The sequence below is a fragment of the Microbacterium sp. ER1 genome, assembly GCF_023383675.1.
In the GTDB taxonomy this organism is placed as follows: domain Bacteria; phylum Actinomycetota; class Actinomycetes; order Actinomycetales; family Microbacteriaceae; genus Microbacterium.
The window spans coordinates 14,542-38,970 of record NZ_QCXO01000133.1 but is presented as its reverse complement, the minus strand read 5'-3'; the positions used below and the strand labels follow the sequence as shown (position 1 = coordinate 38,970).

Annotated in this window: 31 protein-coding genes; 11 read left to right on the top strand and 20 right to left on the bottom strand. The window is 71.2% G+C overall.

Annotated elements, in window-relative coordinates; genetic code table 11:
* Positions 1 to 6 precede the first annotated feature (6 nt).
* From BV453_RS08005 to BV453_RS07975, 7 genes are all read right to left on the bottom strand, one after another.
* A complete protein-coding gene (locus BV453_RS08005) occupies positions 7 to 1,014 on the bottom strand; it encodes a sugar phosphate isomerase/epimerase (protein WP_249521322.1) in 1,008 nt (335 codons plus the stop codon).
* Positions 1,015 to 1,057: 43 nt separating this feature from the next.
* Positions 1,058 to 1,909 carry a sugar phosphate isomerase/epimerase gene (locus BV453_RS08000; RefSeq protein ID WP_085606150.1) on the bottom strand — a complete coding sequence of 284 codons (852 nt, stop codon included), beginning with the start codon at positions 1,907 to 1,909 and terminating at the stop codon, positions 1,058 to 1,060.
* A 78-nt stretch (positions 1,910 to 1,987) separates the two neighbouring features.
* Positions 1,988 to 3,184, bottom strand: coding sequence for a substrate-binding domain-containing protein (locus BV453_RS07995; RefSeq protein ID WP_371259839.1), 1,197 nt, complete (start codon positions 3,182 to 3,184; stop codon positions 1,988 to 1,990).
* A gap of 14 nt (positions 3,185 to 3,198) precedes the next feature.
* Positions 3,199 to 4,248 carry an ABC transporter permease gene (locus BV453_RS07990; protein ID WP_025105581.1) on the bottom strand — a complete coding sequence of 350 codons (1,050 nt, stop codon included), beginning with the start codon at positions 4,246 to 4,248 and terminating at the stop codon, positions 3,199 to 3,201.
* On the bottom strand, positions 4,245 to 5,381 hold the full coding sequence (locus BV453_RS07985; RefSeq protein WP_025105580.1) for an ABC transporter permease: 1,137 nt from the start codon (positions 5,379 to 5,381) through the stop codon (positions 4,245 to 4,247). Before BV453_RS07985 ends, BV453_RS07990 begins: the two co-directional genes overlap by 4 nt.
* A complete protein-coding gene (locus tag BV453_RS07980) occupies positions 5,378 to 6,898 on the bottom strand; it encodes a sugar ABC transporter ATP-binding protein (protein ID WP_249521321.1) in 1,521 nt (506 codons plus the stop codon). Before BV453_RS07980 ends, BV453_RS07985 begins: the two co-directional genes overlap by 4 nt.
* Positions 6,895 to 8,004, bottom strand: a complete 1,110-nt coding sequence (locus tag BV453_RS07975) for a Gfo/Idh/MocA family protein (protein ID WP_025105578.1) — start codon at positions 8,002 to 8,004, stop codon at positions 6,895 to 6,897. Before BV453_RS07975 ends, BV453_RS07980 begins: the two co-directional genes overlap by 4 nt.
* Before the next feature lie 115 nt (positions 8,005 to 8,119).
* Between BV453_RS07975 and BV453_RS07970 the strand changes: the two genes are divergently transcribed.
* The gene (locus BV453_RS07970) at positions 8,120 to 9,337 is read left to right on the top strand and encodes an ROK family protein (protein ID WP_249521320.1); all 1,218 of its coding nucleotides are present in this window, start codon (positions 8,120 to 8,122) and stop codon (positions 9,335 to 9,337) included.
* On the opposite strand, the gene BV453_RS07965 is transcribed toward BV453_RS07970, so the two are convergent.
* Positions 9,289 to 10,425, bottom strand: coding sequence for a Gfo/Idh/MocA family protein (locus BV453_RS07965; RefSeq protein ID WP_249521319.1), 1,137 nt, complete (start codon positions 10,423 to 10,425; stop codon positions 9,289 to 9,291). The genes BV453_RS07970 and BV453_RS07965 overlap by 49 nt on opposite strands.
* Positions 10,425 to 11,231, bottom strand: a complete 807-nt coding sequence (locus BV453_RS07960) for a sugar phosphate isomerase/epimerase (protein ID WP_085606152.1) — start codon at positions 11,229 to 11,231, stop codon at positions 10,425 to 10,427. The genes BV453_RS07965 and BV453_RS07960 overlap by 1 nt, the downstream gene beginning before the upstream one ends.
* A 106-nt stretch (positions 11,232 to 11,337) precedes the next feature.
* Between BV453_RS07960 and BV453_RS07955 the strand changes: the two genes are divergently transcribed.
* Genes BV453_RS07955 through BV453_RS07945 form a run of 3 tightly spaced genes read left to right on the top strand, consistent with a single transcriptional unit; the run spans position 11,338 to position 13,604 of the window.
* Positions 11,338 to 11,979: a TetR/AcrR family transcriptional regulator gene (locus tag BV453_RS07955; protein ID WP_249521318.1), complete on the top strand. Its 642-nt coding sequence runs from the start codon at positions 11,338 to 11,340 to the stop codon at positions 11,977 to 11,979.
* Positions 11,980 to 11,988: 9 nt separating this feature from the next.
* The gene (locus tag BV453_RS07950; protein WP_249521317.1) at positions 11,989 to 12,621 is read left to right on the top strand and encodes a DUF4166 domain-containing protein; all 633 of its coding nucleotides are present in this window, start codon (positions 11,989 to 11,991) and stop codon (positions 12,619 to 12,621) included.
* Complete coding sequence (locus BV453_RS07945; RefSeq protein WP_249521316.1) at positions 12,618 to 13,604, top strand: epimerase; 987 nt, start codon at positions 12,618 to 12,620, stop codon at positions 13,602 to 13,604. The genes BV453_RS07950 and BV453_RS07945 overlap by 4 nt, the downstream gene beginning before the upstream one ends.
* A 19-nt stretch (positions 13,605 to 13,623) precedes the next feature.
* On the opposite strand, the gene BV453_RS07940 is transcribed toward BV453_RS07945, so the two are convergent.
* From BV453_RS07940 to BV453_RS07915, 6 genes are read right to left on the bottom strand one after another with little or no spacing between them, the layout of a single operon-like run.
* On the bottom strand, positions 13,624 to 14,427 hold the full coding sequence (locus BV453_RS07940; RefSeq protein ID WP_025105571.1) for a MerR family transcriptional regulator: 804 nt from the start codon (positions 14,425 to 14,427) through the stop codon (positions 13,624 to 13,626).
* Positions 14,417 to 14,959, bottom strand: coding sequence for a VOC family protein (locus tag BV453_RS07935; RefSeq protein ID WP_249521315.1), 543 nt, complete (start codon positions 14,957 to 14,959; stop codon positions 14,417 to 14,419). The genes BV453_RS07940 and BV453_RS07935 overlap by 11 nt, the downstream gene beginning before the upstream one ends.
* A 33-nt stretch (positions 14,960 to 14,992) precedes the next feature.
* Positions 14,993 to 15,937, bottom strand: coding sequence for a DUF1214 domain-containing protein (locus tag BV453_RS07930; RefSeq protein ID WP_085606162.1), 945 nt, complete (start codon positions 15,935 to 15,937; stop codon positions 14,993 to 14,995).
* Between the two features lie 33 nt (positions 15,938 to 15,970).
* Complete coding sequence (locus tag BV453_RS07925) at positions 15,971 to 16,357, bottom strand: PLDc N-terminal domain-containing protein (protein ID WP_025105568.1); 387 nt, start codon at positions 16,355 to 16,357, stop codon at positions 15,971 to 15,973.
* Between the two features lie 39 nt (positions 16,358 to 16,396).
* A complete protein-coding gene (locus BV453_RS07920) occupies positions 16,397 to 17,326 on the bottom strand; it encodes an aldo/keto reductase family oxidoreductase (RefSeq protein WP_025105567.1) in 930 nt (309 codons plus the stop codon).
* A 54-nt stretch (positions 17,327 to 17,380) separates the two neighbouring features.
* Positions 17,381 to 17,599: a helix-turn-helix transcriptional regulator gene (locus BV453_RS07915; RefSeq protein WP_238695601.1), complete on the bottom strand. Its 219-nt coding sequence runs from the start codon at positions 17,597 to 17,599 to the stop codon at positions 17,381 to 17,383.
* A gap of 94 nt (positions 17,600 to 17,693) precedes the next feature.
* Between BV453_RS07915 and BV453_RS07910 the strand changes: the two genes are divergently transcribed.
* The 3 genes from BV453_RS07910 to BV453_RS07900 are packed head-to-tail and all read left to right on the top strand — an operon-like array spanning position 17,694 to position 19,123.
* Positions 17,694 to 18,065: a helix-turn-helix domain-containing protein gene (locus BV453_RS07910; protein ID WP_231729480.1), complete on the top strand. Its 372-nt coding sequence runs from the start codon at positions 17,694 to 17,696 to the stop codon at positions 18,063 to 18,065.
* A gap of 24 nt (positions 18,066 to 18,089) precedes the next feature.
* Positions 18,090 to 18,482: an ImmA/IrrE family metallo-endopeptidase gene (locus BV453_RS07905; RefSeq protein ID WP_025105565.1), complete on the top strand. Its 393-nt coding sequence runs from the start codon at positions 18,090 to 18,092 to the stop codon at positions 18,480 to 18,482.
* Between the two features lie 38 nt (positions 18,483 to 18,520).
* Entirely contained in the window at positions 18,521 to 19,123 is a 603-nt protein-coding gene (locus BV453_RS07900) for a GNAT family N-acetyltransferase (RefSeq protein WP_249521314.1), read from the top strand.
* Positions 19,124 to 19,147: 24 nt separating this feature from the next.
* Here BV453_RS07900 and BV453_RS07895 read toward each other — a convergent pair whose 3' ends face one another.
* Complete coding sequence (locus BV453_RS07895) at positions 19,148 to 19,354, bottom strand: hypothetical protein (protein WP_025105563.1); 207 nt, start codon at positions 19,352 to 19,354, stop codon at positions 19,148 to 19,150.
* Positions 19,355 to 19,442: 88 nt separating this feature from the next.
* Here BV453_RS07895 and BV453_RS07890 point away from each other — a divergent pair, with 88 nt between their 5' ends.
* The gene (locus BV453_RS07890; protein WP_249521313.1) at positions 19,443 to 20,054 is read left to right on the top strand and encodes a flavodoxin family protein; all 612 of its coding nucleotides are present in this window, start codon (positions 19,443 to 19,445) and stop codon (positions 20,052 to 20,054) included.
* 9 nt (positions 20,055 to 20,063) lie between these two features.
* On the opposite strand, the gene BV453_RS07885 is transcribed toward BV453_RS07890, so the two are convergent.
* From BV453_RS07885 to galU, 4 genes are all read right to left on the bottom strand, one after another.
* Positions 20,064 to 20,375, bottom strand: a complete 312-nt coding sequence (locus BV453_RS07885) for a hypothetical protein (RefSeq protein WP_025105561.1) — start codon at positions 20,373 to 20,375, stop codon at positions 20,064 to 20,066.
* 149 nt (positions 20,376 to 20,524) lie between these two features.
* Entirely contained in the window at positions 20,525 to 21,388 is an 864-nt protein-coding gene (locus BV453_RS07880) for a hypothetical protein (RefSeq protein WP_249521312.1), read from the bottom strand.
* Positions 21,389 to 21,470: 82 nt separating this feature from the next.
* Positions 21,471 to 22,082 carry a GNAT family N-acetyltransferase gene (locus BV453_RS07875; RefSeq protein WP_060921801.1) on the bottom strand — a complete coding sequence of 204 codons (612 nt, stop codon included), beginning with the start codon at positions 22,080 to 22,082 and terminating at the stop codon, positions 21,471 to 21,473.
* Positions 22,083 to 22,127: 45 nt separating this feature from the next.
* Positions 22,128 to 23,015 carry a UTP--glucose-1-phosphate uridylyltransferase GalU gene (gene galU, locus BV453_RS07870; protein WP_060921777.1) on the bottom strand — a complete coding sequence of 296 codons (888 nt, stop codon included), beginning with the start codon at positions 23,013 to 23,015 and terminating at the stop codon, positions 22,128 to 22,130.
* A gap of 40 nt (positions 23,016 to 23,055) precedes the next feature.
* Between galU and BV453_RS07865 the strand changes: the two genes are divergently transcribed.
* Genes BV453_RS07865 through mscL form a run of 3 tightly spaced genes read left to right on the top strand, consistent with a single transcriptional unit; the run spans position 23,056 to position 24,396 of the window.
* Positions 23,056 to 23,652, top strand: coding sequence for a 5-formyltetrahydrofolate cyclo-ligase (locus tag BV453_RS07865; protein WP_025105557.1), 597 nt, complete (start codon positions 23,056 to 23,058; stop codon positions 23,650 to 23,652).
* 15 nt (positions 23,653 to 23,667) lie between these two features.
* Positions 23,668 to 23,940: an FmdB family zinc ribbon protein gene (locus tag BV453_RS07860; protein ID WP_025105556.1), complete on the top strand. Its 273-nt coding sequence runs from the start codon at positions 23,668 to 23,670 to the stop codon at positions 23,938 to 23,940.
* 24 nt (positions 23,941 to 23,964) lie between these two features.
* Positions 23,965 to 24,396 (top strand): large conductance mechanosensitive channel protein MscL, encoded by a 432-nt coding sequence (mscL, locus tag BV453_RS07855; RefSeq protein ID WP_102209011.1) that lies wholly within the window; start codon positions 23,965 to 23,967, stop codon positions 24,394 to 24,396.
* Positions 24,397 to 24,429: the final 33 nt, after the last annotated feature.

Genomic DNA, 24,429 nt, shown 5'->3' with positions numbered 1-24,429 from the left:
GGCCCGTCACTGGTGGCGGAACGCGGCGTCGAAGGCGGCCGCGGGCGGCGGCCACAGCAGGGAGCGCACGAATCCGAGCGCCTCGGGCGCGCCGTGCAGGCGGTCCATGCCGGCGTCCTCCCACTCGATCGAGATCGGGCCGTCATAGCCGATCGCGTCGAGCGCACGGAAGGCGTCCTCCCACGGCACGTCGCCGTGGCCGGTGGAGACGAAGTCCCAGCCGCGCCGGGGGTCGCCCCACGGCAGGTGCGAGCCGAGCACCCCGGCACGGCCGTTCCGCGGCCGCAGACGGGTGTCCTTGCAGTCGACGTGGTAGATCCGGTCGGCGAAGTCGACGATGAAGCCGACGGGGTCGATGTTCTGCCACATCATGTGCGAGGGGTCCCAGTTGAAGCCGAACGCATCGCGGTGGTCGATCGCGTCGAGGGCACGGTCGCTCGACCAGTAGTCATAGGCGATCTCCCCGGGGTGGACCTCGTGGGCGAAGCGCACGCCCTCCCCGTCGAACACGTCGAGGATCGGATTCCACCGGTCAGCGAAGTCCTGGAAGCCCTGGGCGATCACCGCCTCCGGCACCGGCGGGAACATCGCGACATAGGGCCAGATCGACGACCCCGTGAAGCCGACGACGGTGTCGACGCCGAGCCTCCTGGCCACCCGGGCCGCCCGCTTCATGTCCTCCGCCGCCCGCTGCCGGACGCCCTCGGCCTCGCCGTCGCCCCAGACGTACGGGCGCAGGATGCCCTCGTGGCGGAAGTCGATGGGGTCGTCGCACACCGCCTGCCCGGCCAAGTGGTTGGAGATCGCGAACACCTGCAGGCCGTGCCGGTCGAGGATCTCGCGCCGGGAGGCGACGTAGGCGTCGTCCTCCGCCGCCCGACGAAGGTCGAGGTGGTCGCCGGACGCAGCGATCTCCAGCCCGTCGTAGCCCCACTCCGCGGCGAGGCGGGCCACCTCCTCGAACGGGAGGTCGGCCCACTGGCCGGTGAACAGGGTGACCGGGTGACTGCTCATGGATACTCCTTCGTATCGCGGGGCTTCGTGCGGCGGGCGGGGTTCAGGCACCGAGGGCGCGCAGGTGGGCGATGCTGCGGGCGGCGAGGTCGTCCTGACTGGCGGCGAGCGGTCTCCACACGGAGGCGGCGACGGCGATCGTCGCGTTCTCCCCCGTGAAGCTCTCCAGTCCCAGGGCGCCGCGGTAGCCGGCGTCGTCGAGCGCGCGGAGCATCTCCGGCCAGTCGGTGTGGTCGTCGCCCACGGCACCGCGGTCGCTGCCGCACACCTGCACGTGCGCGATGGCGGCGCCGGCCGCGCGGACCGCGTCGGCCGGCCGCTTCTCCTCGATGTTGAGGTGGTAGGTGTCGAGGGCCAGCCCCACCCCGGCACCGAGCAGCGGCGCCAGCGCGTCGAGACTCTGCGCCACGGTGTTCAGCACGCTGGTCTCGTAGCGGTTGAGCGGCTCGACGGCCAGCGTCACGCCGATCGCCGCGGCCTCCCTGGCGAGCGGAGCGAGGTTCTCCCGGAGCTCGCCGACGACCTCCGCCCGTTCCGCCTCGTCCATGCGCCAGGTGACGCCGGTCGGCGCGTAGAAGGGTCCGGCTACGATCGAGGCCCCGAGCACGGCCGCGGCGTCCAGGCACGCACGGAGGTAGTCCTGCGTCGCGGCGACGTCTCCGGCGCGCGCGAGCAGCGAGCGACCAGGACCCATCGCGCCGACCACGACCGCGCCCATGCCGAGGCCGTCCAGCACGGTGCGGGCCCGGAGCGGATCCCAGTCGCCGACGCTCTCCAGCGGCAGCTCCAGGGCGTCGTAGCCCATCCGCGCCGCCGTGCGGGCGAGCGGCTCCAGGGTGTCGTCCGTCAGCGGAGACGTCCAGACCCAGGTGTTGACGGCGATCGTGCGGGGCATCGTTGTCCTTGTGATCGTACGGGTGCTCCCACCCTCCCACTCGGCGCGGGCCGAGCGGAAGGGCGGGAGCACACGGGGTTACGGGATCTGACGCTCCTGCCAGACCGTCGGGTAGCCGGGGAGGTCCTCGCCGCCGAACTTGGCGTAGTGGCCGTCGGGCATCCCCTCGTTCGCCGCGAGGTAGTCGTCCAGCTCGGCCTCGGTGATCGGCTTCTGCGGGAGCACCCACTCCTTCGGCACCTCTTCACCCGCGAAGATCATCTGCGCCGCGAGCAGCGGGGTGCGCCACTGGAAGTTCGAGTACACCGGAGCGAGGCCGGTGAGACCCGTGTCCTTCCACTTGCGCAGGAAGCTCATCTCGTCCTCGCCGGTCATCACCGGGTAGTCGGCTCCGGCGTCCTCGAAGGCCTCGATGGCGGCGACGGCACCGTCACCCGCGTCCATCCAGATGCCCTGCACGTCACCCTTGGCGAGCTCGTCGCTGATGATGCTCTTGATCTCGGCGGGGTCGGCACCGGTGAAGTGGTCGACGGCCTCGATCCCGGCCTCCTCGAACAGCTTCTCGGCTCCGGCCCAGCGGTGCTCCAGCACGTCGACGCCGGGGAGGATCCGGAGAGCCACGACCTTGTCGCCCTCTTCCAGGTTGTCGATGAGGAACTCCGCGGTGTCGATGCCCCAGGCGAAGCCGCCGATCGGGTGGATGAACGTGACGGGGCAGTCGGTGTTCACGCCGCGGTCGAACACGACCACCGGCTTGCCCGTCTCGCACGCCCGCTCGACCGCGGGGGTCATCGCCGCCGTGCTGTTCGGCGAGATGAGGAAGACGTCGCAGTTCCCCTCGGAGATGAAGTAGTCGATGTCGGCGATCTGGGTGTCGTCGGAGTCCTGCGCGTCGCGGGTCTCCATCTCGCTGATCGCGCCCGACTCCTGCAGCACCTTCAGCTGCTCGTTCATCGTGATCCAGCCCGTCTGCCGCCACGGGTTCGAGATCGAGGCGTTCGCGAAGCAGGCCTTCTTGGCGCCGGTGCTGGCGAACTCCGACGTGTCGACCATCTCGGCGTTGATGTGCTGCAGGTAGGGCTGGTCGGCGGGACCCTGGGGGTCGACGCCGCGCTCCTCGTCCTGCTTGTCGAAGAGCTCCTGGTCGAACCACTCGGTGGTCTCGGCCGACTCCTCGGGGTTCTCCGACTCCGCCGGCGCCACGGACGGGTCGGTCGTGCACCCGGCGAGCGCGATGAGGCCGAAGAGGGCCACCCCTGCGGTGGCGATCTTCATCGATCGTCGCATTGCTAATCTCCTCTGGTTGTAGGGCTTGATGCGGTGGTGCGGTTCTCGGCGTTCTCGGTCCCCGCGGTCGGGACGTCCGTCGGCTGCGGACCGCGCCGGCGGCGGGCTCGGAAGGCGACCCCCGCATAGGCGACGGCCGCGATGATGATGACGCCCTGCACGGCGTCGCGGAGCGTGGAGGGCACGCCCGCGATGTTCAGGAGCAGGAACAGCGCCTCCAGCGCGAAGGCTCCGGCCACGGCGCCGACGATCCACCCTCGTCCTCCGCCGAGCACGACGCCGCCGAGCACCACCGCGGTGATCGCGGTGAACTCGTAGCCGCGGCCGACGGACGGGTGCACCCCCGCGTACCCGACGAGCAGGACGGCGGAGAGGGTGGCCGAGAGGGAGGACAGCACGAACGCGCGGGTCGTGACCCAGGCCCGGCGGGCACCGGCGTAGTCCACGGCGCGGGCGTTGTCGCCGATCGCGATGAGGGTCTTGCCCAGCGGGCGCTTGGTGATGACGATGCCGAGGGCGAGCCAGGCGGCGAGCAGGAGGACGGCCCAGGGCAGGAACTCCAGCACGGGGAGGTCGCGGATCCCGCCGCGGCCGATCTCCCGGAAGCTGTCGGCCGGGTTCCCCGTGGCCGCGCCGCCCGTCCACCACATCACGCCGCCGAGCAGGGCGAGCATCATGCCCAGCGTCACGATGAACGACGGCACCTTGAGCAGCGTCGTGAGGACGCCGTTCACGAGCCCGACGACCACGCCGAACACGATCATGAGCAGCAGGACAGGGAGGGTGCGGGCGTCGTCCTGGCCGACGAGGTTGCCGGCGATGATGACCTGGGCCGTGATGAGCGATCCCTGGGAGAGGTCGAACTCCCCCGCGATGATCACGAAGTACTGCCCGATCGCGACGATCGCGATGGGGGCGACGCGCTGCAGGTACCGCATGAACTGCCCGGGCTCGGCGAAGCTCGGGTTGAGCACGGCGACCGCGACGAGCAGGATCACGAGCAGCAGGAAGACCGCCCCGCGGGGGCTGACGAGCGTGCGCAGCGCGTTCATGAGCGTCCTCCTTCCCGCACGGAGGCGGTATCCCCGGCGCTGTCGACGGCGGCGACCTCGGTGGTCGGATCCGCGAGCTCGGCGGCCGCGACCGCCATGTCGGCTTCGGCCGCCTTCGCGGCGTCGTCTCCCCCGGTGCGCGTGCCGCCGGCGCCGAAGCGGGGACGACGCCGCACGATGGCCCGCCGGCTGTAGACGGCGACCGCGGCGACGATGACGATGCCGCGCACCACGTCCTTGAGGAAGGGATTCACCTGCAGCACGCTCATGACGTTGTCGACGACGGCGAGGATGGCGACGCCGCCGATGGTGCCCCAGATCGAGCCGCGTCCGCCGAGGAGCAGGGTGCCGCCGAGCACGACCGCGGCGATGGAGAGCAGCGCGTAGCCACCCTGCTGACCGACCGTCGGGCTGCCGACGCCGAGACGGCTGGCGAGCAGGAGTCCAGCGAGGCCCGCGAACACGGAGCACAGCACGTGCGCCCAGATCAGCGGGAGGCGGGTGCGCACGCCGCTGAGCCGCGCGATCTCGGGGTCGCCGCCGACGGCGTAGAGATGGGCGCCCGTACGGGTGCGGTTCAGCAGCACCCAGACCAGCACGGCGAGCGCGATCATGATGAGCGTGGACACCGGGATCGGTCCGACGCCGGTCGCGCCGATGAGCTGGAACGCCCACGGGACCTCGCCCGCCGAGCCTTCGAAGTTCGTGTTGAGGATGCCCTGGAGGATCAGCCCGACGCCGAGCGTCGCGATGAAGCCGTTGACCTTGAGCACGGTCACGATGAGCCCGTTCACGAGCCCGATCCCCGCGCACACGAGGAGCGTCACGATCACGGCGAGCGGGATGTTCCCCGCGTTCCCGGCCATCATCGTCGCCGCGAGCAGGCTCGACAGGCTGATGACATAGGTGACCGACAGGTCGAGCGAGGCCCCGAGCACCACGAGCGTCTGCCCGATGGCCACGAGGCCGAGCACGCTCATCCCGGTCAGGATGTCGCGGATGTTCCCCGGGCTGAGGAAGTTGCGACCGACCGTGGCGACGAGGATTGCGCCGACCACGAGCGCGAGCAGCAGGATGCCGAGCACGATGACGGTCGAGTCGATGCGGAGACGGGCTCCGGTGCGGCGGCTCATCGCGCACCCCCGTTCGTCGAAGGACCGCGGTCGGCGCCGGTGGCCGCCGCGAGGATCTCGTGCTCGGCCGCACCGGCCGGCAGCTCGGCGACGAGTTCGCCGTCATGCATGACGAGGATGCGGTCGCTCATGCCGATGACCTCCGGCAGCTCGCTCGAGACCATGAGCACGGCCTTCCCCTGTGCCGCCAGCTCGCGCATGAGCTGGTAGACGGCGTACTTGGCGCCCACGTCGATCCCCCGCGTCGGCTCGTCGAAGAGCACGATCTGCGGCTGGGTGAGCAGCCACTTCGCCAGCACCACCTTCTGCTGGTTGCCGCCGGACAGGAAGCGCACCTCCTGGTCGAGGCCGCGCGACGACACCTCCAGCGTGCGGAGCACCCCCGGCACCTCCCGGCGCGACGCCGCGGTGCGTCCCGCGAACACGTTCCGCACCACGAGCAGGGCGTTGTCGAGGATCGACTGCCCGAGCGCGAGCCCCTGCGCCTTGCGGTCCTCGGAGACGAGGGCGAGCCCGGCGCGCACGGCCGCGCGTGGTCCGCCGATCCGCACCGGCTTCCCGTCGATCCGCACGGCGCCGCGGGTGAAGGCCTGGATGCCGAACACGCCCTCCACCAGCTCGGTGCGCCCCGACCCCTGGAGCCCGGCCACCCCGACGATCTCCCCCGCACGGAGCGTCAGCGACACCCCGTCCACGTAGGCGTTCCCGCAGCCGTCGAGCTCGAGTCGGGGCGCGCCGACCGCGGTGCCGGCCACCGGGTCAGGGAAGTACGACTGGATCGACCGCCCCACCATCCGGCGCACGAGCTCGTCGGTGGTCAGCGCCGCGGTCTCGTCCGTGGAGACCAGGGCGCCGTCCTTGAGGATCGTGATCCGGTCGCAGAGGTCGAAGATCTCCTTCAGCCGGTGCGAGACGTAGATGACGGCGACCCCTCGGGACGTGAGCCGGCGGATGATCGCGTACAGCAGCTCCACCTCGCGGTCGCTGAGGGCGGCGGTCGGCTCGTCCATCGAGATCACCTGCGCGTCGAACGACAGCGCCTTCACGATCTCGACGATCTGCTGCTCGGCCACCGTCAGCGAGCCCACCCGGGACTGCGGATCGATGAAGGAGACGCCGAGGTCGCTCAGCAGCTCCCCGGTACGCACGTTCATGGCCCGGACGTCGATGAGCCCCGCGCGCCGCGGCTCCCGGCCGAGGTAGACGTTCTGCGCGACCGTGCGCTCCGGGAGCAGGGTGAACTCCTGGAACACCGTGACGATGCCGGCGTCCATCGCCTGCCGCGGGTGCGCGTGGCGCACTTCCGCGCCGCGGTACGTGACCGTCCCCTCGTCGGCCGGCTGCACGCCCGCGATGATCTTCATGAGGGTGGACTTGCCCGCGCCGTTCTCGCCGACGAGGCCGTGCACCTCCCCGGGCCGCACGTCGAAGTCGATGCCCTTCAGCACCTCCACGCCGAAGAACGCCTTGCGGATCCCGGCCACCCGCAGCACCGGCTGCGTCGTCGTCGCGGTCATGCCGGCACCTCCGTCCAGCGGCCCTCGTGGGCAGCGGAATCGAGCACGGCCTCGGTCAGCACGGCCGCGCGGTGGCCGTCGGCGAACGTCGGCAGTCCATCGGGGACGTCGCCCGCGATCGCGGCGTAGACGTCGGCGACGAAGCCGTTGAAGGCGTCCTGATACCCCATGGCATGCCCGGCCGGGACACGCTGCAGACGGGCGGACTCCGGGTCGGCCGTGGCGGGATCGCGCAGCAGCAGCCGCGACTCCTCGCGCATGCCGACCCAGAGCTCCTCCGGCCGTTCCTGCTCGAACCGCAGACTCTGCCGCGTCCCGTGCAGCTCCAGGGTGAGGGCGTTCTTGCGGCCCGCCGCCATCTGCGAGATGAGCAGCGTGCCGAGCGCCCCCGCCGAGGTCTCGACGAGCACGGCGACGATGTCCTCCGTGTCGACGGCCTGTCCGGCCCGCTCGGCGAAGACCCGGCGGGTCCGGGCGCTCAGGGCGCGGATCCGGTCGCCCGTGACGAACTCGAGGAGGTCGCACAGATGCGAGCCGATGTCGGCGAAGGCGCGGGAGGCGCCGCCGGACGAGGAGCGCACCCGCCAGTCGTCGTCGGTGGGCCGCAGCATCCAGTCCTGCAGGTACGAGCAGTCCAGCGTGAGCAGCTCCCCGGCCTCGCCGCGGGCGATGCGCGCCCTGGCCTCCCGCACCATGGGGTGGTAGCGGTACACGAAGGGGACGGCCGCGACGAGCCCGCTCTCGGCGGCTTCCGCGGCGAGCGCGGCGGCGTCGGCGGCGGTCGTGGCGAGGGGCTTCTCGCACACGACATGCTTGCCCGCCCGCAGCGCGCGCAGGGCGAGGTCGGCATGCGTGGCGTTCGGGGTGCAGATGTGGACGACGTCGATGTCGTCGGCGTCGAGCAGCGCCTCCGCGTCGTGCTCGGCGCGCGCGGCGCCGAGCAGCTGCGCGGCATCCCTCGCGCCTTGGGCGGACCGGGTGGCGACGGCGCGCAGCGCGCCGCCCGCGTCTCGGGCGGCCGTGCGGTGCACACGGGCCATGAAGCCCCCGCCGAGGATCCCGGTTCGGATCGTCCCGAGGCCGGTGTCAGTGACATCCGTTGTCATGGCGGCGAGTCTGACACAGCGGTGAGGACTTTTGCTAGTCCTTCGTCAAAAGTTGTTTGTAACAAATCTGAAGTCGCACAGCCGACTGCGAGAAGTGCTGTGCTTTACTGACGCCATGGTTGACGTGCTGAGGCCGCTCGCGACGCCCTCCCCCGGGACCGGCGAGATCTTCCAGATCCTCCGCGACGGACACGCGCGCACCAAGGCGGAGCTCGCCGCCCTCACCGGCCTCGCCCGCTCCACCGTCGCCTCCCGGGTCGACGCGCTGCTGGCCGCCGACCTGCTCCGCCCCGCCGGTGAAGCGGTGTCGACCGGCGGCCGCCCTCCCGCCCGCGTGGCGTTCAACCCGCGCGCCGGACTCGTCCTCGCCGTCGACCTCGGAGCCACGCACGCGACCGTCGCCGTGGCCGACCTCGCCGGCGTGATCCTCGACGCGCGCACCCGCGCGATCGACATCGGCGACGGACCGGAGGCCCTCCTCGACGCGATCCTCGCGGAGGGGACGGCCCTGCTCGCCGCGACCGCCGACGGCCTGCCCCTCGTGGGCGTCGGCATCGGCGTCCCCGGCCCCGTCGAGCACTCCACGGGGCGCCCGACCAACCCGCCGATCATGCCGGGCTGGGACCGCTTCGACGTCCCCGGCTACGTGCAGCGCACGTTCGACGTCCCGGTCCTCGTCGACAACGACGTGAACATCCTCGCGCTCGGCGAGCAGGCCACGAGCTGGCCACGGGTGGACGACCTCGTGTTCGTGAAGGTCTCGACCGGCATCGGCGCCGGCATCATCGCCGGTGGTCAGCTGCAGCGCGGCGCCCAGGGGTCGGCGGGCGACATGGGTCACGTCCAGGTGCCGATGAGCGCCGGCTCGGGGCGGGAGCCGGGCGACGAACGGGATCTCGAGGCCCTCGCGAGCGGTTCGGCCCTCGCCGTCGCGCTGCGCGCCGAAGGCCACGACGTGCACAACGCCTCCGACGTCGTCGACCTCGTCCGCGCCGGCAATGCGGCGGCCATCGAGGCCACCCGCCAGGCGGGTCGCGATGTCGGCGAAGTGCTCGCGACGGTCGTGAACCTGCTCAACCCGTCGATCATCGTGCTCGGGGGCAGCATCGCCCGCGCGGGAGAGCACCTGCTCGCCGGCGTCCGCGAGGTCGTCTACCGCCGCTCGATCCCGCTCGCCACCCAGCACCTCGCGATCGTGCAGTCGCAGGCGGGCGACCGCGCCGCGGTGCTGGGGGCGGCGATCATGGTCGCCCGCGAGGTGCTCTCCCCCGCGAACGTGGACCGCTACGTCGCCGCGAAGGGATCGAAGTCGGCGGGCAGCGCGCCCACCTGATCCAGCGTGCTCGCGACCTCCACGAACGTGCGCCGCGCTGCGGCCTCCTCGATCGAGAGGAGCGTGTCGAGCACGTGGTACCCGAAGTCGCCGGTGGCGACGTGCGGTCGGTCCTCCGCGATCGCGCGCACCATGTCGAGCAGCCCGAGCCCGCGCCCCGCGAGCACCCCCTCCGGCGCGACATCGACGACCTCCTGCACCACCGGCTCCGGTGGCACGAAGTGCCGGGACAGCGGCCGGGTGATCGTGATCGGCCCGCCGAACGTGTTCGGGTCGGGGATGACGAGGGTGCCCTCGGTTCCCGTGATCTCCACGATGCCCTGCCGCACCAGCGGCGAGTCCGTGCTGTAGAGGCTCTGCGCCTGACCGCCGCCTTCGAAGTCCATCAGGACGCTGAGCGTGGACGGGATCTCGACCGGGAACTCCTCCCCGGCGCGGTCGCCGACCTGCACGCGGCGGGTCGGCGACCCCTGCAGCCCGAGGGCGGCCACGGCGGCCACCGGCCCGAAGACGTGGACCAGGGTCGAGACGTAGTACGGCCCCATGTCGAGGAGCGGCCCCGCCCCCTTCGCGTAGAGGAACGCGGGGTTCGGGTGGAAGATCTCCGGTCCCTGCCACTGGAAGGTCGTCTGACCGAACAGCGGACGCCCGATGTCGCCGCGGGCGATCGCGCGCTTCGCGGTCTGCACGCCGGGGCCGAGGACGGTGTCGGGCGCGACGCCGACACGGAGTCCGGCCGCTGCGGCCGTCTCCAGCAGGCGTCGCGCCTCCTCGCGGTCCACGCCGAGCGGCTTCTCGGTCCACACGTGCTTCCCGGCGGCGACGATCGCCTCCGAGACGGCGACGTGCGCGGCCGGGATCGTGAGGTTCACGACGATGTCGATGTCGGGATCGTCGAGCACGACCTCCACACCCCCGGCCCGCGGCACCCCGTACGCCGCGGCCTGCGCGCGCGCCCGCTCCTCGACGAGGTCGCCGATCGCCCGCACCACCACGTCCGGGAAGCGCGTGAGGTTCTGCAGGTATTGATCGCTGATGTTTCCGGCGCCGATGAGGCCGACGCCGACGACGCCACCCCCGCGCACCATCAGCGCGCGGCCTCGGCGTCGAGGAAGACCCGGCTGCGCTCGATGGCGTCGAACAGGTCACCGTCGTAGTGGTCGAACTCCACGATGGCGAGTTCGAGCGCGGGCGCGGCGGCGATGGCCTCCCGGAGCGGCACGGCCCCGTCGCCCGCGGGCACCTGATCGGCCGGCGGGTACGCGTCCAGCAGCGCGGGGTCGAGGGTGCCGTCCTTCGCGTGCACCGCGATCACGCGCTCGCCGAGACGCTCCACGAGGGCCACCGGGTCGACGCCGCCCCGGGCGACCCAGTACAGGTCGACCTCCAGCACGACGCGCTCGTCGAGGTGCCCCGCGAGGATCTCCAGCCCGGTCACCCCGTCGAACACCGCCTCCAGCTCATGCGCGTGGTTGTGGTAGCCGACTCGGACACCGGCCTCCGCGCCGATCTCCGCCGCCTCGTTGAGCAGCCGGGCGGTCTCGACGATCTGGTCGACCGATTCCCAGCGCGCCGGCTCGGTGTAGGGATCGATCACCGTGTCCATGCCGAGCGTCTTCGCGGCCGCGAAGACCTCCGCGGGCGGAGGGACGGGAGCCGTGGTGCCGGAGCCGTCCGGGCGCACGAAGGTCGGGGTCGCGAGGAACGCATGCCCGGACGGGGCGGTCAGTCCCGCGGCCGACACGGCGGCGGCCATGTCGTCCGCCCGGCGCACGAAGTCGTAGGGCTCGACCGCGGTGAACCCGCGCGCCGCCACCGCGGCGAGCGTGCCCTCGAGGTCGGCCTCCAGCTGCTCGCGGATCGTGAACAGCTGCAGAGAGGTCTGGATCGTCATCGGTCGTGCTCCTCGGTCGTCGGTGACAGGCGGGCGTTGGGCGCCCTGCACGCACGCTAGCACCGAATACCTCCAGGTGGAAGTTTCTTGTCGATAGACTCGGGACATGCCCGCCGCCCCCTCCGACGACTCCGGACGCCCGCGTCCCCGTGGGACGTACGCCAAGGGCATCACCCGCCGCCAGGAGATCCTGGACCGCGCGATCGAGGTGTTCGCGGCCCGCGGCGCCGACCGCACGAGTCTGCGGGCGATCGCGAAGGAGGTGGGGGTGACGCATGCCGCCCTCACCCACTACTTCGGGTCGCTGGAGGAGCTGCTCGTCGCGGTCTACGTCGAGAGCAACGCCCCGGGACGCAAGACCGAGCCGGAACCCGCGAACCCCGTCGAGGGGATGATCCGGTCAGCCAGGGCCAACCGCGAGGTCCCCGGTCTGGTGCAGCTGTACTCCACGCTCGTCGCCAGCGCGCTGGAGGAGGGCCATCCCGCCGCCCGCGCCTTCGCGACCGAGCGCTTCGCCCGCCTGCGGGCCGACATCGCCGAGACGGTCCGCGAGCAGCAGACGGACGGGCGCATCCGGGCCGACGTCGATCCTCTCGCGGTCGCCGCCCTCGTCGTCGCGGCCTCGGACGGCCTGCAGACGCAGTGGCTGCTGGACGACACGGCTCCGCAGCACGAGGCCCTCGCCCTCCTCGACCGTCTGCTCCGCCCGGCGGACGGCGCGGGCCGGGGCGGGGTCCCCGAGGGCTAGGCTCGAACCGTGACGCCCGTGCCGCAGTCCCCGTACGCGAGGGCCCTCGGCGAGCGCCTCGCCGAGCTTCACCCCCGACTCCGGACTTACTTCCAGGCGGTCCCGGACGGGATGGTCGGCGTCGGCGACGGCACGTTCCAGCGCGTCGGCACGCCGCGCCGCGCGCTCTGGCCGCTCCTCCGCCGCCTCGAGCGGCGCGGGGTGATCGCCGCCCGCTGGGAGCGCGACGTGCCCTTCCGCATCGAGAACCGGACCATCGCCTCCCGCGCGATCGCCGAGCGCACCTTCCGGTTCACGAGCGGGCCGTGGGTCATGCGCGACGCCGTCGCCCCGACGCGGCACGGCCGCATCGTCGACGAGATCGGCGAGCCCGGCCTCATCATGGCCTGCTTCGATGCGGAACCCCGCGCGGGTGCCCTGCACCTGACCAGTCGCGCGGTGGGCATCCGCCTCGGGCGCTTCCGGCTCCGCATCCCGCGGATCGTGGCTCCCGTGGTCCGGCTCGTCGAGCGCTGGGACGACGAGACCGGTCGCCAGCGGGTGCGCCTGACGGTCGACGCCCCGCTCCTCGGCCGCCTCTACGAGTACCGGGGCGACTTCGACTACGCCCTCGAACCCGATCGGAAGGACGACAGCGCATGAGCACGGACCGGGCGGTCATCGGCGGGGCCACAGGGTTCATGGGGCGATTCCTCACGGCGCGGCTGCGGGATGCCGGGCGCGAGGTCGTCACGATCTCCCGCTCCGGGAGCGACCTGACCTGGAGGGATCAGGACGGCATCGACGCCGCTGTCAACGGGGCCTCGCTCGTGATCGGCCTCGCGGGCACGAGCGTGAACTGCCGCTACACGCCGCGCAACCGTGCCGAGATCTTCCGCTCCCGCCTGGACACGACCGCGGCCCTGAGCCGCGCCATCTCCCGCGCGGCCACCCCGCCCCCGCTGTGGATCAACTCCTCGACGGCGACGATCTACCGGCACGCCGAGGACCGGCCGATGACGGAGTCCTCCGGCGAGATCGGCACCGGCTTCTCGGTCGAGGTCGCCAAGGCGTGGGAGCGCGCCCTCTTCGCCGACGCGCTCCCCGGCACCCGCCGTGTGGCCCTCCGCACCGCCATCGTCCTCGGCGACGGCGGTGTGCTGGAACCGCTCCGCACGCTCGCACGGCTGGGCCTCGGCGGTCCCCAGTACGACGGGTTCTGGCCGGTCGGTCCCGCGCGCCGCGCCGCCGGCACCGCACACCTCCCCGGCGCCCGTCGCGGACGGCAGCGCTTCAGCTGGATCCACATCGAGGATGTGGCGCGCATCATCGAGTTCCTCGAAGAGACCCCCGCTCTGGACGGGCCGGTCAACGCCGCCTCGCCGCACCCCGTCGACAACGCCGCCTTCATGGCCACCGTGCGCCGCGTGCTGGGGGCGAAGGTCGGCCCGCCGATGCCGCGCTGGATGCTCGAGCTCGGCGCCATCGGCATCCGCACCGAGACCGAGCTCGTGCTCAAGAGCCGCTGGGTCCTCCCCGAGAAGCTCACCGCCGCCGGCTTCACCTTCCGCTACCCGGAGCTCGAGGAGGCCGTCCATGCCTCGTTCGCCGTCACGGACGCGAATCCCCGGACGCACGCGGCCTGACCCGGCGGGCGCAGAGGGGTCACCGCCAGACCGCTGACTCCGGATCGATGCCATGACGCCGGGCCTCGGCCTCGATGCTGCGGCGGAACCACTCCGCCAGCCCCGCGCGGATGCCGTCGTAGTGCGCCGCGTAGCCGGGGTCGGAGACGAACAGCCGACCGAGCACGACCTGCATCTCCCTGCTCAACGGGAAGTATGCCGAGAACACCGCACGGTGTCGCTCGACGAGCGCATCGGCGTCCGCCGTCCCGGGAGCCACACCGGCATCCATGGCCGTCGCGAGGGCGGACTCGAACTCCCGCATCGCGTCCGCGACCGCCTGCCATTCCCCCGCATCGCGCGCGGCGGATCGCTCCGCGTACTGCTGCCACTGCACCGTGTCGCCCCAGCGGCGGCGCGCGTCGAGAGGCCAGGACGGGTCCCAATCGGGCCCGAACACCGCGCGCTGCTCGCCCGCGCTCAGCATCAGGCCGCGCTCGTGGGAGGTCACCATCCGCTCCAGTTCAGCCTGCAGATCGGTCAGGCGTGCGATCCGGGTCGCGAGCTGCTCCTGCTGCGCGCGCAGCGCGGTGAGGATGTCCGTGGCCGGATCGTCCAGCAGCCGGCGGATCGCCTCGAGGCCGAGACCGAGTTCGCGATAGACGACGATGCGCCGCAGGCGCTCCTGATCGACGTCCGTGTACACCCGGTATCCGGCCGCCGAACGCGCGGACGGACGGGCTAGACCGATGTCGTCCCAGTGATGCAGCGTCCGCACCGTCACCCCGGCGAGCGCCGCGGCCCGACCGACGGTCAGGTCCGCGGCGCCGCTGTCATCCGGCATCCACTCCTCCTCCGATCTCCGCCGTTTCCGCGGGCGGACGGATGCCCATCTCCGCGAGGGTGGCCGCCTCGACGCTCCCCGGCTCGTAGGGCTTCGCCGCCGTGAAGACGACGCGCACGTTCTCGGGGGTCACGATCTCCACATCCCGGGTGTTCCAGGGCGTGTCGATCGGATCCCCGACCGTGCCGGGACCCCACGCCCGGCAGGCCGCCACGAGCGGCTCGATCTGGCCGAGCACGCACGCGAAGCTGACCCGCAGGCCGGGTGCTGTCTCCTGTGCGGTCTCGCCCGGCACGAGCAGCACATCCTGGAAGACCCACCGCCGGAGGTGGACGATCCGCCCCGGCACCCCGAAGAGCTCGAAGAAGCCCAGGCCCCGCGTCCAGAACTCGACCGAGGCGGCGAGGTCCGTCGTAGGGATGGTGACGAAGGCGGGCATCCCGTAGATGCCCCGGAACAGCTCCGGTGCGACCGCGTCGGGGCCCGGCGCCGGCACCGGGCTCATCTCGAAAGCGTTGTAGTGATCAGTCATGACTCCACGATCGGGCCTCACGCGGCGTCAGGGTCAAGCCGATTCCCGGAGCGTCGGGAACGTCCAGCTGCCGTCGAGCACCTCGGGGCGGGGGCGGTAGAGGCGGACGAGGTAGTTCCAGCCCTCCGTGATCGGGAGCACGTTCGGCACGCCCTCCGGATGGTCGCCGAAGCGGACGGTGATCGTGCCGTCGTCGTTGCGGACGCCGGTGATGTCGTTGATCGTGTAGGCCTCGCGATCGTTCGGCTCGAAGAAGCCGTCGGCGTTGTACACCGAGATCGACCAGAAGCCGTCGACGGGGACCTCGTCGACCGTGAGCTCGTAGCGGCCCACCGGCAGACGCGGATCGACGCCGATGTAGCTCGCCTCGGATGAGGGAAGCCCTCCCCAGCCCGCCGCCGTGCCGATGAGGTGCCGCACCGGGTCGACCTCGTCCTCGCTGCCGAACATGCGGTCGAAACCCCGCAGGTTCCGGGCCAACGCGAGCAGCGCCTGGCGGGTCTCATCGAGGCTGACGGTGTCGTAGTCCGGCATCGCGAAGGGCGTGGCCGACCCGCTGTGCAGCGCGATGCGGTCCTGCAGCGCCCCCACCTCCGCCACATCCGCCGGGTCCGCGGGGTCCACGAGGATGCGCACGGCCAGCACGACGTACGGCGTCCCGAACTGCGCCTCCGTCAGCGTGTGCTCGCCCGCCTCGTGGAAGATCGCATCCACATAGTGGTGCTCGTTGACGACCATCGCCGAGAGGTAACGGTCGCCGTGCTCCGGGATGCTGAACGTCGCGCCCTCGCTGATGTCGAGGACCGCGAAGCTGTACAGCGTGTCGCGGTTCAGCCGGATCACGGTCTGCCGGTCGATCGCGGCCGGAGCCCGGTTGTGCAGGAACCGGTCCACACCCCCGGCCTCCTTCTGGAGGTCGCGCATCATGCGGTGGGTCTCGGCGAGGGCGAAGTTGTCGACGTTCACGAGGATGCTCATGACGGCATCCTGGCAGGCCGCACCGCTCGGCGGCTAGGACGACGGAAGAGCGTCGTCTCCCCGTTCCCGACGCCGCTTCTCGATCTCCTCGCGCAGCCGCCACTCCTCGATCTCCCGGTCGAGGTCCGCGATCTGCTGCTCGGTGGACCGGACGTCGACCGGCGGCGCGGGGCGTGCGACCGTCGTCGTCGGGGCCGCGGGGCGCTCGGCACGCCGCATCCGCGGGAGCGGAACGCCACCCTCCCCGTACTCCCGGCCGAGCGCGAACCACAGCGCGCTGCCGATCAACGGCAGCAGGATCACGATGATGATCCAGACCATCTTGGGCAGGTGCTTCACCTGCGAGTCGTCGCGCGTGATGATGTCGATCAGCGCACCGATCATCAGCGCGATGACCAGGAGCGAGAACAGGAACGGCATGGGTTCAGGGTAGACGACGCACGGACGGGAGCCGAGGGTTCACGGCAGCAGGTGTCCGGCGGCACGGAAGAGCTCGTACCACTCCGGGCGGGTGAGCACGACGTCCACTCCGGCCGCTGCCTCCTGCACGCGGTGCGGTGTCGTAGTGCCGAGCACGACCTGCATCCCGGCGGGGTGCCGGGTGATCCAGGCGGTGGCGATCGCGGTCGGTGTCACTCCATGGACTCCCGCCAGGCGCTCGATCACGGCGTTGAGCTCGGGGTAGTCCGGGTGCCCGAGGAAGACGCCGCCGCCGAAGCCGCTCTGGTACGGAGACCAGGCCTGCACGGTGATGCCGTGGATCCGGCAGTAGTCCACGATGCCGCCGCCGTCGCGCCCGATGCTCTGGTCATGGCCCGCCATGTTCGCCGCCACCGGCTGCGCGATGATCGGCGCATGCGTGAGGGACAGCTGGAGCTGGTTCGCGACCAGGGGCTGCCGCACCGCGGTCTTCAGCAGCTCGATCTGCGACGGGGTGTGATTCGACACCCCGAACGCGCGCACCTTGCCCGAGGACTCGAGGTGATCGAAGGCGCGAGCCACCTCGTCCGGCTCGACGAGGGCGTCCGGCCGGTGCAGCAGGAGGACGTCGATGCGGTCGGTGCGGAGGGCCGCGAGCGAGCCCTCGACCTGCCCGACGATGTGGTCGTAGGAGAAGTCGAACATGCCCTGCGCCGGCACGATGCCGCACTTGGTCTGCAGCACGATCTCGTCCCGCTCCGTGGTGCTGAGCCGGAGAGCGTCCGCGAATCGCGCTTCGCAGTGGTGCATCTCCCCGCCGTAGATGTCCGCGTGGTCGAAGAAGTCGATCCCGGCATCCCGTGCGGTCGCATACAGGCCGCGGATCTGCTCGTCGTCGAGGCTGTCGATGCGCATCATCCCGGCGATCAGGGCCGGAGCGGTCGTCGATCCGAAGGGTACGGTCTTCATGCGCCCACGCTACTTCATCGCCTCGCCCCATCCGAGGCGCGGGCGGGCATCGTCTCAGGGCGCGCAGGGCAGCAGCCGCGTGACGGGGACCTCGAGCACCGCCGCGATCCCCGCCACATCCTCCATCGTGAAGTCCGCGCGCTCCTCGAGGAGGTCGGCCAGCGCGGCCGGCGCGATCCCTGTCTGCTCCGAGAGCTCGATGAACGACACTCCGGCGTGCAAGCGAGCGGCCTCCACGGCCGATGCCATCAGATGACGCAATTCTGTCCCCATGCGCCTACGGTACCGCCACGCACGGACACCGAGAGGGCCCTCAGCTACCAATATGACGGCATCCTGCTCTCGGTGCGCTGCTAAGGTGAGCCGGATGAAGACACCAGCCGAGCAGTTCAACGAGGCGGTCGGCCGTCAGATGCGGGCGGAGATCGCGGCGGCACGCAGCAGCATCGCCGCCATGGCACGCGATGTGGGCATCGCCCGGAGCGCCCTCGACAACTACGTCACGGGCAAGCGCGCCATTCCCGTGCCGGTGGTCTACGCGGTGTGCGCCACGCTCGGCGTCGAGCCGCACGTCCTCGTGGCCCGCGCCGAGGAGCGTCTGGCCGCCGACGGCATGTCGGCGATCGTCACTCCCCTCCGGCGCCGCACCGATGTCGCCACCCCACGCGATAATGCCCGCGAGGTCGCCTTCGAATCCGGATCCACCCGCGAGACGGACACCGACGACCTCTACGAGTAGACGACACCGACCGGACGGAGGCCCATGCAGCAGCTTCTCCGTCTGGCCGACGAATTCGGTCTCCGCGTGATCGAACGCGCAGGTCTCACCCCCGGGGGCTTCCAGCCCGTCACACGCACGATCCGGCTCGCCCCGGGGATGAGCAGGCGCACCGCCCGCAGCGTGCTCGCCCATGAGCTCGGTCACGCTCACCTCGGTCATCAGCCCACGTGGCAGGCAGCCCTTCGGGCTCGACAGGAGCGGCAGGCCGATGAGTGGGCCGCGCGACGCCTGATCACGCCGGCGGCGTACGCAGCGGCGGAGCAGCTCCGCGGCACACATCTGGCCAGCCTGGCCTTCGAGCTCGACGTCACGATCGAGATCGTCCTCGCGTTCCAGCGGGTGCTGCGCCGCGAGCACCTGGCCATCCCCGCCTGAGGGCCGGGCACAGCGGCCGACGCTGGTTGAATGACACCATGGCCTTCCACGTCACCCCCGCCCCCGTCACTCTCACCGGCGAGCTCGTCGAGCTCCGCCCTCTCGACCGGTCGCACGTCGACGGCCTCGTCGAAGCGGTCTCCGAAGGCGACCTGTGGAAGACCGCCTGGTACACCTCGGTTCCGGCGCCCGACGGCGTCGCGGCCGAGGTCGACCGGCGCCTGAACCTCGTCGCTACCGGCGAGATGGTGCCCTTCACGGCCTTCGACGCCGCCGGACGCGTGCTGGGACTGACGTCGTTCTACGACATCGTCGCCGACGTCCCCCGACTGCACATCGGATACACCTGGAACCGGCCGTCCGCTCATGGCACGGGCACCAACGCGGAGTCGAAGCTGCTGCTCCTCCGCCACGCCTTCGAGACGCTGGGGGTCTTCCGGGTCGGGCTGACGACCCAGTGGGTGAACTTCCAGTCCCGCGCCGCGATCGAACGACTGGGCGCGAAGCAGGACGGTGTGATGCGGGCCATGAGCCGCTACCGCAACGGCGCACTCCGCGACAGCGTGGAGTACTCCATCATCGAGCCGGAGTGGCCTGCTGTGCGGGCGAACCTCGAAGCGAGGCTCGCCCGGCGACGGTGAGCGCGGGGCACCGCCCCGCGGCGGTCACTCGGTCGGGCTGCCGGTCCAGTTCTTGGAGCGACGCGTGGCCGAACCGCGCTGGCGCATCGCGAACCCGAGAGCCAGCGAGACGAGCAGGATGCCGCCGACGAAGGTGAGCGCGGCGAGCGTGTCCGGCATCTCGTGGGCGATCCCCAGCAGCCAGAAGCCTCCGAGGAACATGATCATGAAGAAGAGGAAGCTGAGGATCACGGGATCTCCTGTCGTCGGTGCTCTACCAGGATAGCCCGGACCCGGAAAGGCCCTGTGCCGCCGCCCGCATCTCTGATGGAGTCGGAGCATGGACACCTCCCTCACCGCCCTCGCGATCTCCTGCACCCTCAAGCCCTCCCCCGCGTCGTCGAGCTCCGATCTGCTCGCGCGTCAGCTGCTCGATGCCCTCGCCGAGCACGGGGTCACGGGTGACCTCGTCCGTGCCGTCGACCTCGACATCCGCCCCGGCGTCAAGAAGGACATGGGCGACGGCGACCAGTGGCCGGCCCTGCGTCAGCGCGTCCTCGATGCCGACATCCTCGTGTTCGTCACGCCGACGTGGATGGGACAGCACTCGAGCGTCGCCCAGCGCGTGCTGGAGCGCCTCGACGCCGAGCTCAGCGAGACGGACGAGCAGGGCCGCCCGATCCTCTTCGACAAGGTCGCGATCGCCGGCGTCCTCGGGAACGAGGACGGCGCGCACCACATCTCCGCGATCCTCTTCCAGGCGCTGAACGACATCGGCTACACGATCCCGGCCCAGACGTCGGTGTACTGGAACGGCGAGGCCATGCAGACCGTGGACTACAAGGACCTCGATGAGACTCCGGAGGCCGTGAGCTCCGCGATCGCGACCGCGACCCGCAACGCGGCGCACCTCGCGCGGCAGCTCACCGCGCAGGCGTACCCCGCCGAGTAGCGGAGGCGCTCAGTCGGCGGGACCGTCGACGACCTCGTCCACGAGGCTGATGCCTCCCGACGAGCTCGCCTCGACCATGAGAGCCTGGATCCACTTGACGTTCAACTCCGGCGTCTCCGGCTCCGAGAAGGTGAAGCGCAGCGGGATCGACGGATGCAGCCAGATCGTCGAACGTCCCGGCACGTCGCCGTCGGGGTGCTTCCAGGAGAGCGTGAAGCTCTCGTTCCGGCGAAGCTTGGTCGCGATCGCGACCTTCAGATGGGCCAGGGCGCGGTCCTCGATCTGGATCTCGCTGCCGGAGCCGTACTGCATGGTTCCCATCCCACGACTCTACGGCCCCGAGCGGGCGGGACGCGAGGAGCGACACTCGCGCGCGTCTCCGGTGTGCCCGTGCGGCCGAGACGGCCGGAACCGCTCGCCGGGAGCGGCACGAAGGCGTCAGCGAAGGAGACCCGCGCTCACCGCGACGGTCATCCGGCGGCCCGACGCTGGAGGAGCTGGCGCACGTGCGCCTCGATCTCCGCGTCGTCGACGAAGCCCATGCGGGCGTACGGGGATTCCGCCGCTGCCGCCGGCGCTGCCGGGAGGCTGACGGGCGCTGCCGGCGCCATCTCCTCGGCGCGGGCGCGGAGCGCGGCGACCCGAGCAGCCTTGCGGCGCTCCTCCTGCGCATCGATCTCGGCGCGAGCCGCCTGGGCGCGCGATCCCGTGACCGACACCATCGGCTCCGGGAGCGGGCGCGGGGTCCAGGTGGCGGGGCCCTGGTCATGCAGGGCCGGAGCGACCCTCTCCGCGACGGTCTCGACGGCCGCGGGCTGCGGACGACGGGCAGCGCGCACAGCGACCGCGGCCATCCGCTGCAGGACGATGGTGGCGATGAGGGCTGCCACCCCACCGCTCCAGAGGAGCACCGCTCCCCCGGTGGCCAGGAGCTGCCAGATGCCGAACCCGACAGCGACGAGGCCGAGGACGAGCGCGCCGGTCGCCGTCAGGCGCACGCGTCGGCGTGCACGGGCGCGACGGATCACGGGGTCGGCCCGCGTGGCGGCGAGTTCCTGGCGGAGGGCCTCGAGCTCCGCGGCTTCCCGCTGGGCCTGCAGCCGCTTCGCGAGCTTCTGCTGCGCGACGACGGTGCGGGCGTTGAGCTCCATGTGCACCTCGCTGGGCGTCTCGCTCGTCTCGGCGAGGATCCGCAGCGCCTGATTGAGCCGCACGGCGTTCCGCTCGGCCGCGTTGTACTGGAAGCGCCCGCGCCAGGAGGGCAGCAGGTACAGCATCCACAGGAGCACGGCGACGAGCACGATCACTCCCCCGCTCAGCACCGGCCCGTCCATAGGACAACGGTAACGGCGGCGGACCGGCCGCGCCGTGCAGTCGGGGCGCGTGTCGCGGCGTGTCCTTCCGCAACGGGCGATGTCAGAGGCTGATGCGGTCCGCCGGCGGGATCGTCGCCGCGTGCGGCGGCACCTGTCCGTGGATCCACCGGGCGAGCACGCCCTGCGGAACCTCCTCCTGCGTGAGGGCGAAGGCGTAGTGGTCGCGCCAGTCCCCGTCGATGTGGATGTACCGCCGGCGCAGCCCCTCGTACCGGAAGCCGAGCTTCTGGACCACGCGAAGGCTCGCGGCGTTCTCGGGCCGGATGCAGATCTCCATCCGATGCAGCCCGTACTCCGTGAAGCAAGCGTCGGTCGCGAGCGCGACCGCGGTCGGGGTGATCCCCCGCCCCGCGAAGCGCTCGCTCACCCAGTAGCCGATCGTCGCCGAGCACAGCGAGCCCCGAGCGACGCCCCAGACGTTCAGCTGCCCGGCGACCTCACCGTCGTACTCCATGACGAACGGGTAGCCGCCGCCATCCCGGTACTGCTGGAGCAGCCGGCGGATGCTGACCCGCATGTCGAAGGACACCGCCCCGTGCGGGATCGTCGCCTCCCACGGCTGCAGCCACGCGCGGTTCGCGAGCAGCTCCTGCTGCAGAGGCCGCGCGTCCTTCGTCCGGATCAGACGCAGCTCGACCGGTCCGTGCCGCATCCCCGTCGACAGCTCCACGCCGCACCTCCGACGACCGCGAGGCGCCTAGAGGCGCTCCGCGAAGTCCTTGAGCCAGGGGCGCAGCTCCGAGCCCAGGTCGTCGCGGTCGGCCGCGAGCTGCACGATCGCCTTGATGTAGTCCACGCGGTCGCCGGTGTCGTAGCGGCGGCCTCCGAAGACCACGCCGACCACGCCCGGTCCGCCGTCCGCCGTCGCGAGCTCCTGCAGGGCATCGGTGAGCTGGATCTCCCCGCCCTTGCCGGGCTCGGTCCGCTCGAGGATCTCGAAGACCGACGCGGGGAGCACGTAGCGACCGATGATCGCGAGGTTGGACGGGGCGTCCTCCTTCGCGGGCTTCTCGACGAGGCCCGTGACACGAACGGCGTCCGACCCCTCGATCGGCTCGACGGCGGCGGCCCCGTACATGTGGATGCTGTCCGGGTCGACCTCCATGAGGGCGATGACGGCGGCGCCGGTGCGCTCGTGCTCCGCGATCATCTCCGTGAGCAGCGGGTCGCGCTCATCGATGAGGTCGTCGCCGAGCAGCACCGCGAACGAGCTGTCGCCGACGTGCGTCCGAGCGCGGAGCACGGCGTGGCCGAGACCCTTGGGCTCGCCCTGACGGACGAAGTGGATGTCGGCGAGGTCGCTCGACTTCATCACGCGCTCCAGGCGACCGGTGTCGCCCTTCTCCATGAGCTTCACCTCGAGCTCCGGCACGGAGTCGAAGTGGTTGGAGATCGCGTTCTTGTTGCGTCCGATGATCACGAGGATGTCCTCGATCCCGGCGTTCGCCGCCTCCTCGACGACGTACTGGATCGCCGGCTTGTCGACGACGGGGAGCATCTCCTTCGGCATCGCCTTCGTCGCGGGCAGGAATCGTGTCCCCAGCCCGGCAGCGGGAATGACAGCCTTGATCTTCTCGTGAGCCATTCCCACAGCCTACCGGTGGGGGCCGCCCTAGACTCGGACCATGGCTAACGACGTCGAGCACGCCAAGCGAGCCCTCCGCGCGGAGCTGCGCGAGCGGCGTCAGCTGCTGTCCGATCCCCAGCGCGAAGCCGCTGCCACGGCGATCGGCGAACGGCTGGACGCCCTCGTCGACGAGCTCGGCGCCCGCTCCGTCTCCTGCTTCCTCTCCACCACCACGGAGCCGGGCACCAGGGAGTTCGTCACCCGCGCGGTCCGCCGCGGGATCCGGGTGCTCCTCCCGGTCACCCGCTCCGACGGACTGCTGGACTGGGCGGTCGCCGACGACACCGACGAGATCGCGGAAGGCCTGTACGGGCTGCCCGAGCCCACCGGCGAGGTGCTCGGGCCGATCGCGGTGAACGACGTCGATCTGATGATCGTCCCCGCCGCCGCCGTCGACCGCTCGGGGATGCGCATGGGCTGGGGCCGCGGCTACTTCGACAAGACCATAGGCTCCATGGAGAAGTGCCCTCCGGTGTACGCGGTGATCTATGATTCCGAGGTACTCGACGAACTGCCGCGCGAGGTGCACGATCAGCCGGTCGACGGCATCGTGACCCCGTCGCAGACGCTGCATCTGTCGCCTCGGCGACGCTGACCCGCAAGGACCGCCATGCCCACCTACGCCTATGCCTGCACCGCGTGCGGGCACCAGTTCGACGCCGTCCAGAGCTTCTCCGACGACGCGCTCACGGTCTGCCCCGAGTGCGGCGGCGCGCTGCGCAAGCAGTACGGCTCGATCGGCGTGACCTTCAACGGCTCCGGCTTCTATCGCACGGACTCGCGCGCCAAATCCGGGGGTTCGAAGGATGCTTCGGCATCATCGAAGTCGGATTCGACGACGAGCGCCAAACCGGCTGCTGCGTCGACTCCCGCCTCGAACTGAGGCCCAGTCGACTTGGGGGTTTCCATGCTCAAAGGTTTCAAGGACTTCCTGCTCCGCGGGAACGTCATCGATCTCGCCGTCGCGGTCGTCATCGGCACCGCCTTCACGGCCGTCGTGAACGCGGTCGTGAAGAGCGTCATCGAGCCGCTCATCGCCCTCTTCCTCAAGGCGGACGCGGCGGGGAAGTTCGGCATCCCGGTGACCAACATCTACGGCGAGACCGTCACCTTCCCGATCGGCGACCTCATCTCGGCGATCATCAGCTTCTTCGCCGTCGCGGTCGTGGTCTACTTCGTCTTCGTCCTGCCGATGAACACGTTCAAGGCGCACGTCGAGGCACGCAAGGGCACGCCCGCCGAGGAGCCGGAGGAGGAGCCGGCCGCCGCGACCGAGGCGGAGCTGCTCGTCGAGATCCGCGATCTGCTCAAGACCCAGCAGGGTCCGCGCGGCGTCTGACCGCACCGCGCTCACGACCCACGGCTCTCCTCG

Coding starts and splice junctions, on each gene's coding strand:
- BV453_RS07940 (WP_025105571.1), bottom strand. CDS start 14,427: ATGCCGGATGACAGCGGCGCCGCGGACCTGACCGTCGGTCGGGCCGCG.
- BV453_RS07970 (WP_249521320.1), top strand. CDS start 8,120: ATGGTTGACGTGCTGAGGCCGCTCGCGACGCCCTCCCCCGGGACCGGC.
- BV453_RS07890 (WP_249521313.1), top strand. CDS start 19,443: ATGGACACCTCCCTCACCGCCCTCGCGATCTCCTGCACCCTCAAGCCC.
- BV453_RS07915 (WP_238695601.1), bottom strand. CDS start 17,599: ATGGGGACAGAATTGCGTCATCTGATGGCATCGGCCGTGGAGGCCGCT.
- BV453_RS07920 (WP_025105567.1), bottom strand. CDS start 17,326: ATGAAGACCGTACCCTTCGGATCGACGACCGCTCCGGCCCTGATCGCC.
- BV453_RS07900 (WP_249521314.1), top strand. CDS start 18,521: ATGGCCTTCCACGTCACCCCCGCCCCCGTCACTCTCACCGGCGAGCTC.
- BV453_RS07980 (WP_249521321.1), bottom strand. CDS start 6,898: ATGACCGCGACGACGACGCAGCCGGTGCTGCGGGTGGCCGGGATCCGC.
- BV453_RS07990 (WP_025105581.1), bottom strand. CDS start 4,248: ATGAACGCGCTGCGCACGCTCGTCAGCCCCCGCGGGGCGGTCTTCCTG.
- BV453_RS07875 (WP_060921801.1), bottom strand. CDS start 22,082: ATGCGGCACGGACCGGTCGAGCTGCGTCTGATCCGGACGAAGGACGCG.
- BV453_RS07995 (WP_371259839.1), bottom strand. CDS start 3,184: ATGAAGATCGCCACCGCAGGGGTGGCCCTCTTCGGCCTCATCGCGCTC.
- BV453_RS07885 (WP_025105561.1), bottom strand. CDS start 20,375: ATGGGAACCATGCAGTACGGCTCCGGCAGCGAGATCCAGATCGAGGAC.
- BV453_RS07860 (WP_025105556.1), top strand. CDS start 23,668: ATGCCCACCTACGCCTATGCCTGCACCGCGTGCGGGCACCAGTTCGAC.
- BV453_RS07905 (WP_025105565.1), top strand. CDS start 18,090: ATGCAGCAGCTTCTCCGTCTGGCCGACGAATTCGGTCTCCGCGTGATC.
- BV453_RS07975 (WP_025105578.1), bottom strand. CDS start 8,004: ATGACAACGGATGTCACTGACACCGGCCTCGGGACGATCCGAACCGGG.
- BV453_RS07865 (WP_025105557.1), top strand. CDS start 23,056: ATGGCTAACGACGTCGAGCACGCCAAGCGAGCCCTCCGCGCGGAGCTG.
- BV453_RS07910 (WP_231729480.1), top strand. CDS start 17,694: ATGAAGACACCAGCCGAGCAGTTCAACGAGGCGGTCGGCCGTCAGATG.
- BV453_RS07960 (WP_085606152.1), bottom strand. CDS start 11,231: ATGACGATCCAGACCTCTCTGCAGCTGTTCACGATCCGCGAGCAGCTG.
- BV453_RS08000 (WP_085606150.1), bottom strand. CDS start 1,909: ATGCCCCGCACGATCGCCGTCAACACCTGGGTCTGGACGTCTCCGCTG.
- BV453_RS07955 (WP_249521318.1), top strand. CDS start 11,338: ATGCCCGCCGCCCCCTCCGACGACTCCGGACGCCCGCGTCCCCGTGGG.
- BV453_RS07925 (WP_025105568.1), bottom strand. CDS start 16,357: ATGCCGTTCCTGTTCTCGCTCCTGGTCATCGCGCTGATGATCGGTGCG.
- BV453_RS07930 (WP_085606162.1), bottom strand. CDS start 15,937: ATGAGCATCCTCGTGAACGTCGACAACTTCGCCCTCGCCGAGACCCAC.
- BV453_RS08005 (WP_249521322.1), bottom strand. CDS start 1,014: ATGAGCAGTCACCCGGTCACCCTGTTCACCGGCCAGTGGGCCGACCTC.
- BV453_RS07880 (WP_249521312.1), bottom strand. CDS start 21,388: ATGGACGGGCCGGTGCTGAGCGGGGGAGTGATCGTGCTCGTCGCCGTG.
- BV453_RS07985 (WP_025105580.1), bottom strand. CDS start 5,381: ATGAGCCGCCGCACCGGAGCCCGTCTCCGCATCGACTCGACCGTCATC.
- BV453_RS07965 (WP_249521319.1), bottom strand. CDS start 10,425: ATGGTGCGCGGGGGTGGCGTCGTCGGCGTCGGCCTCATCGGCGCCGGA.
- BV453_RS07945 (WP_249521316.1), top strand. CDS start 12,618: ATGAGCACGGACCGGGCGGTCATCGGCGGGGCCACAGGGTTCATGGGG.
- mscL (WP_102209011.1), top strand. CDS start 23,965: ATGCTCAAAGGTTTCAAGGACTTCCTGCTCCGCGGGAACGTCATCGAT.
- galU (WP_060921777.1), bottom strand. CDS start 23,015: ATGGCTCACGAGAAGATCAAGGCTGTCATTCCCGCTGCCGGGCTGGGG.
- BV453_RS07935 (WP_249521315.1), bottom strand. CDS start 14,959: ATGACTGATCACTACAACGCTTTCGAGATGAGCCCGGTGCCGGCGCCG.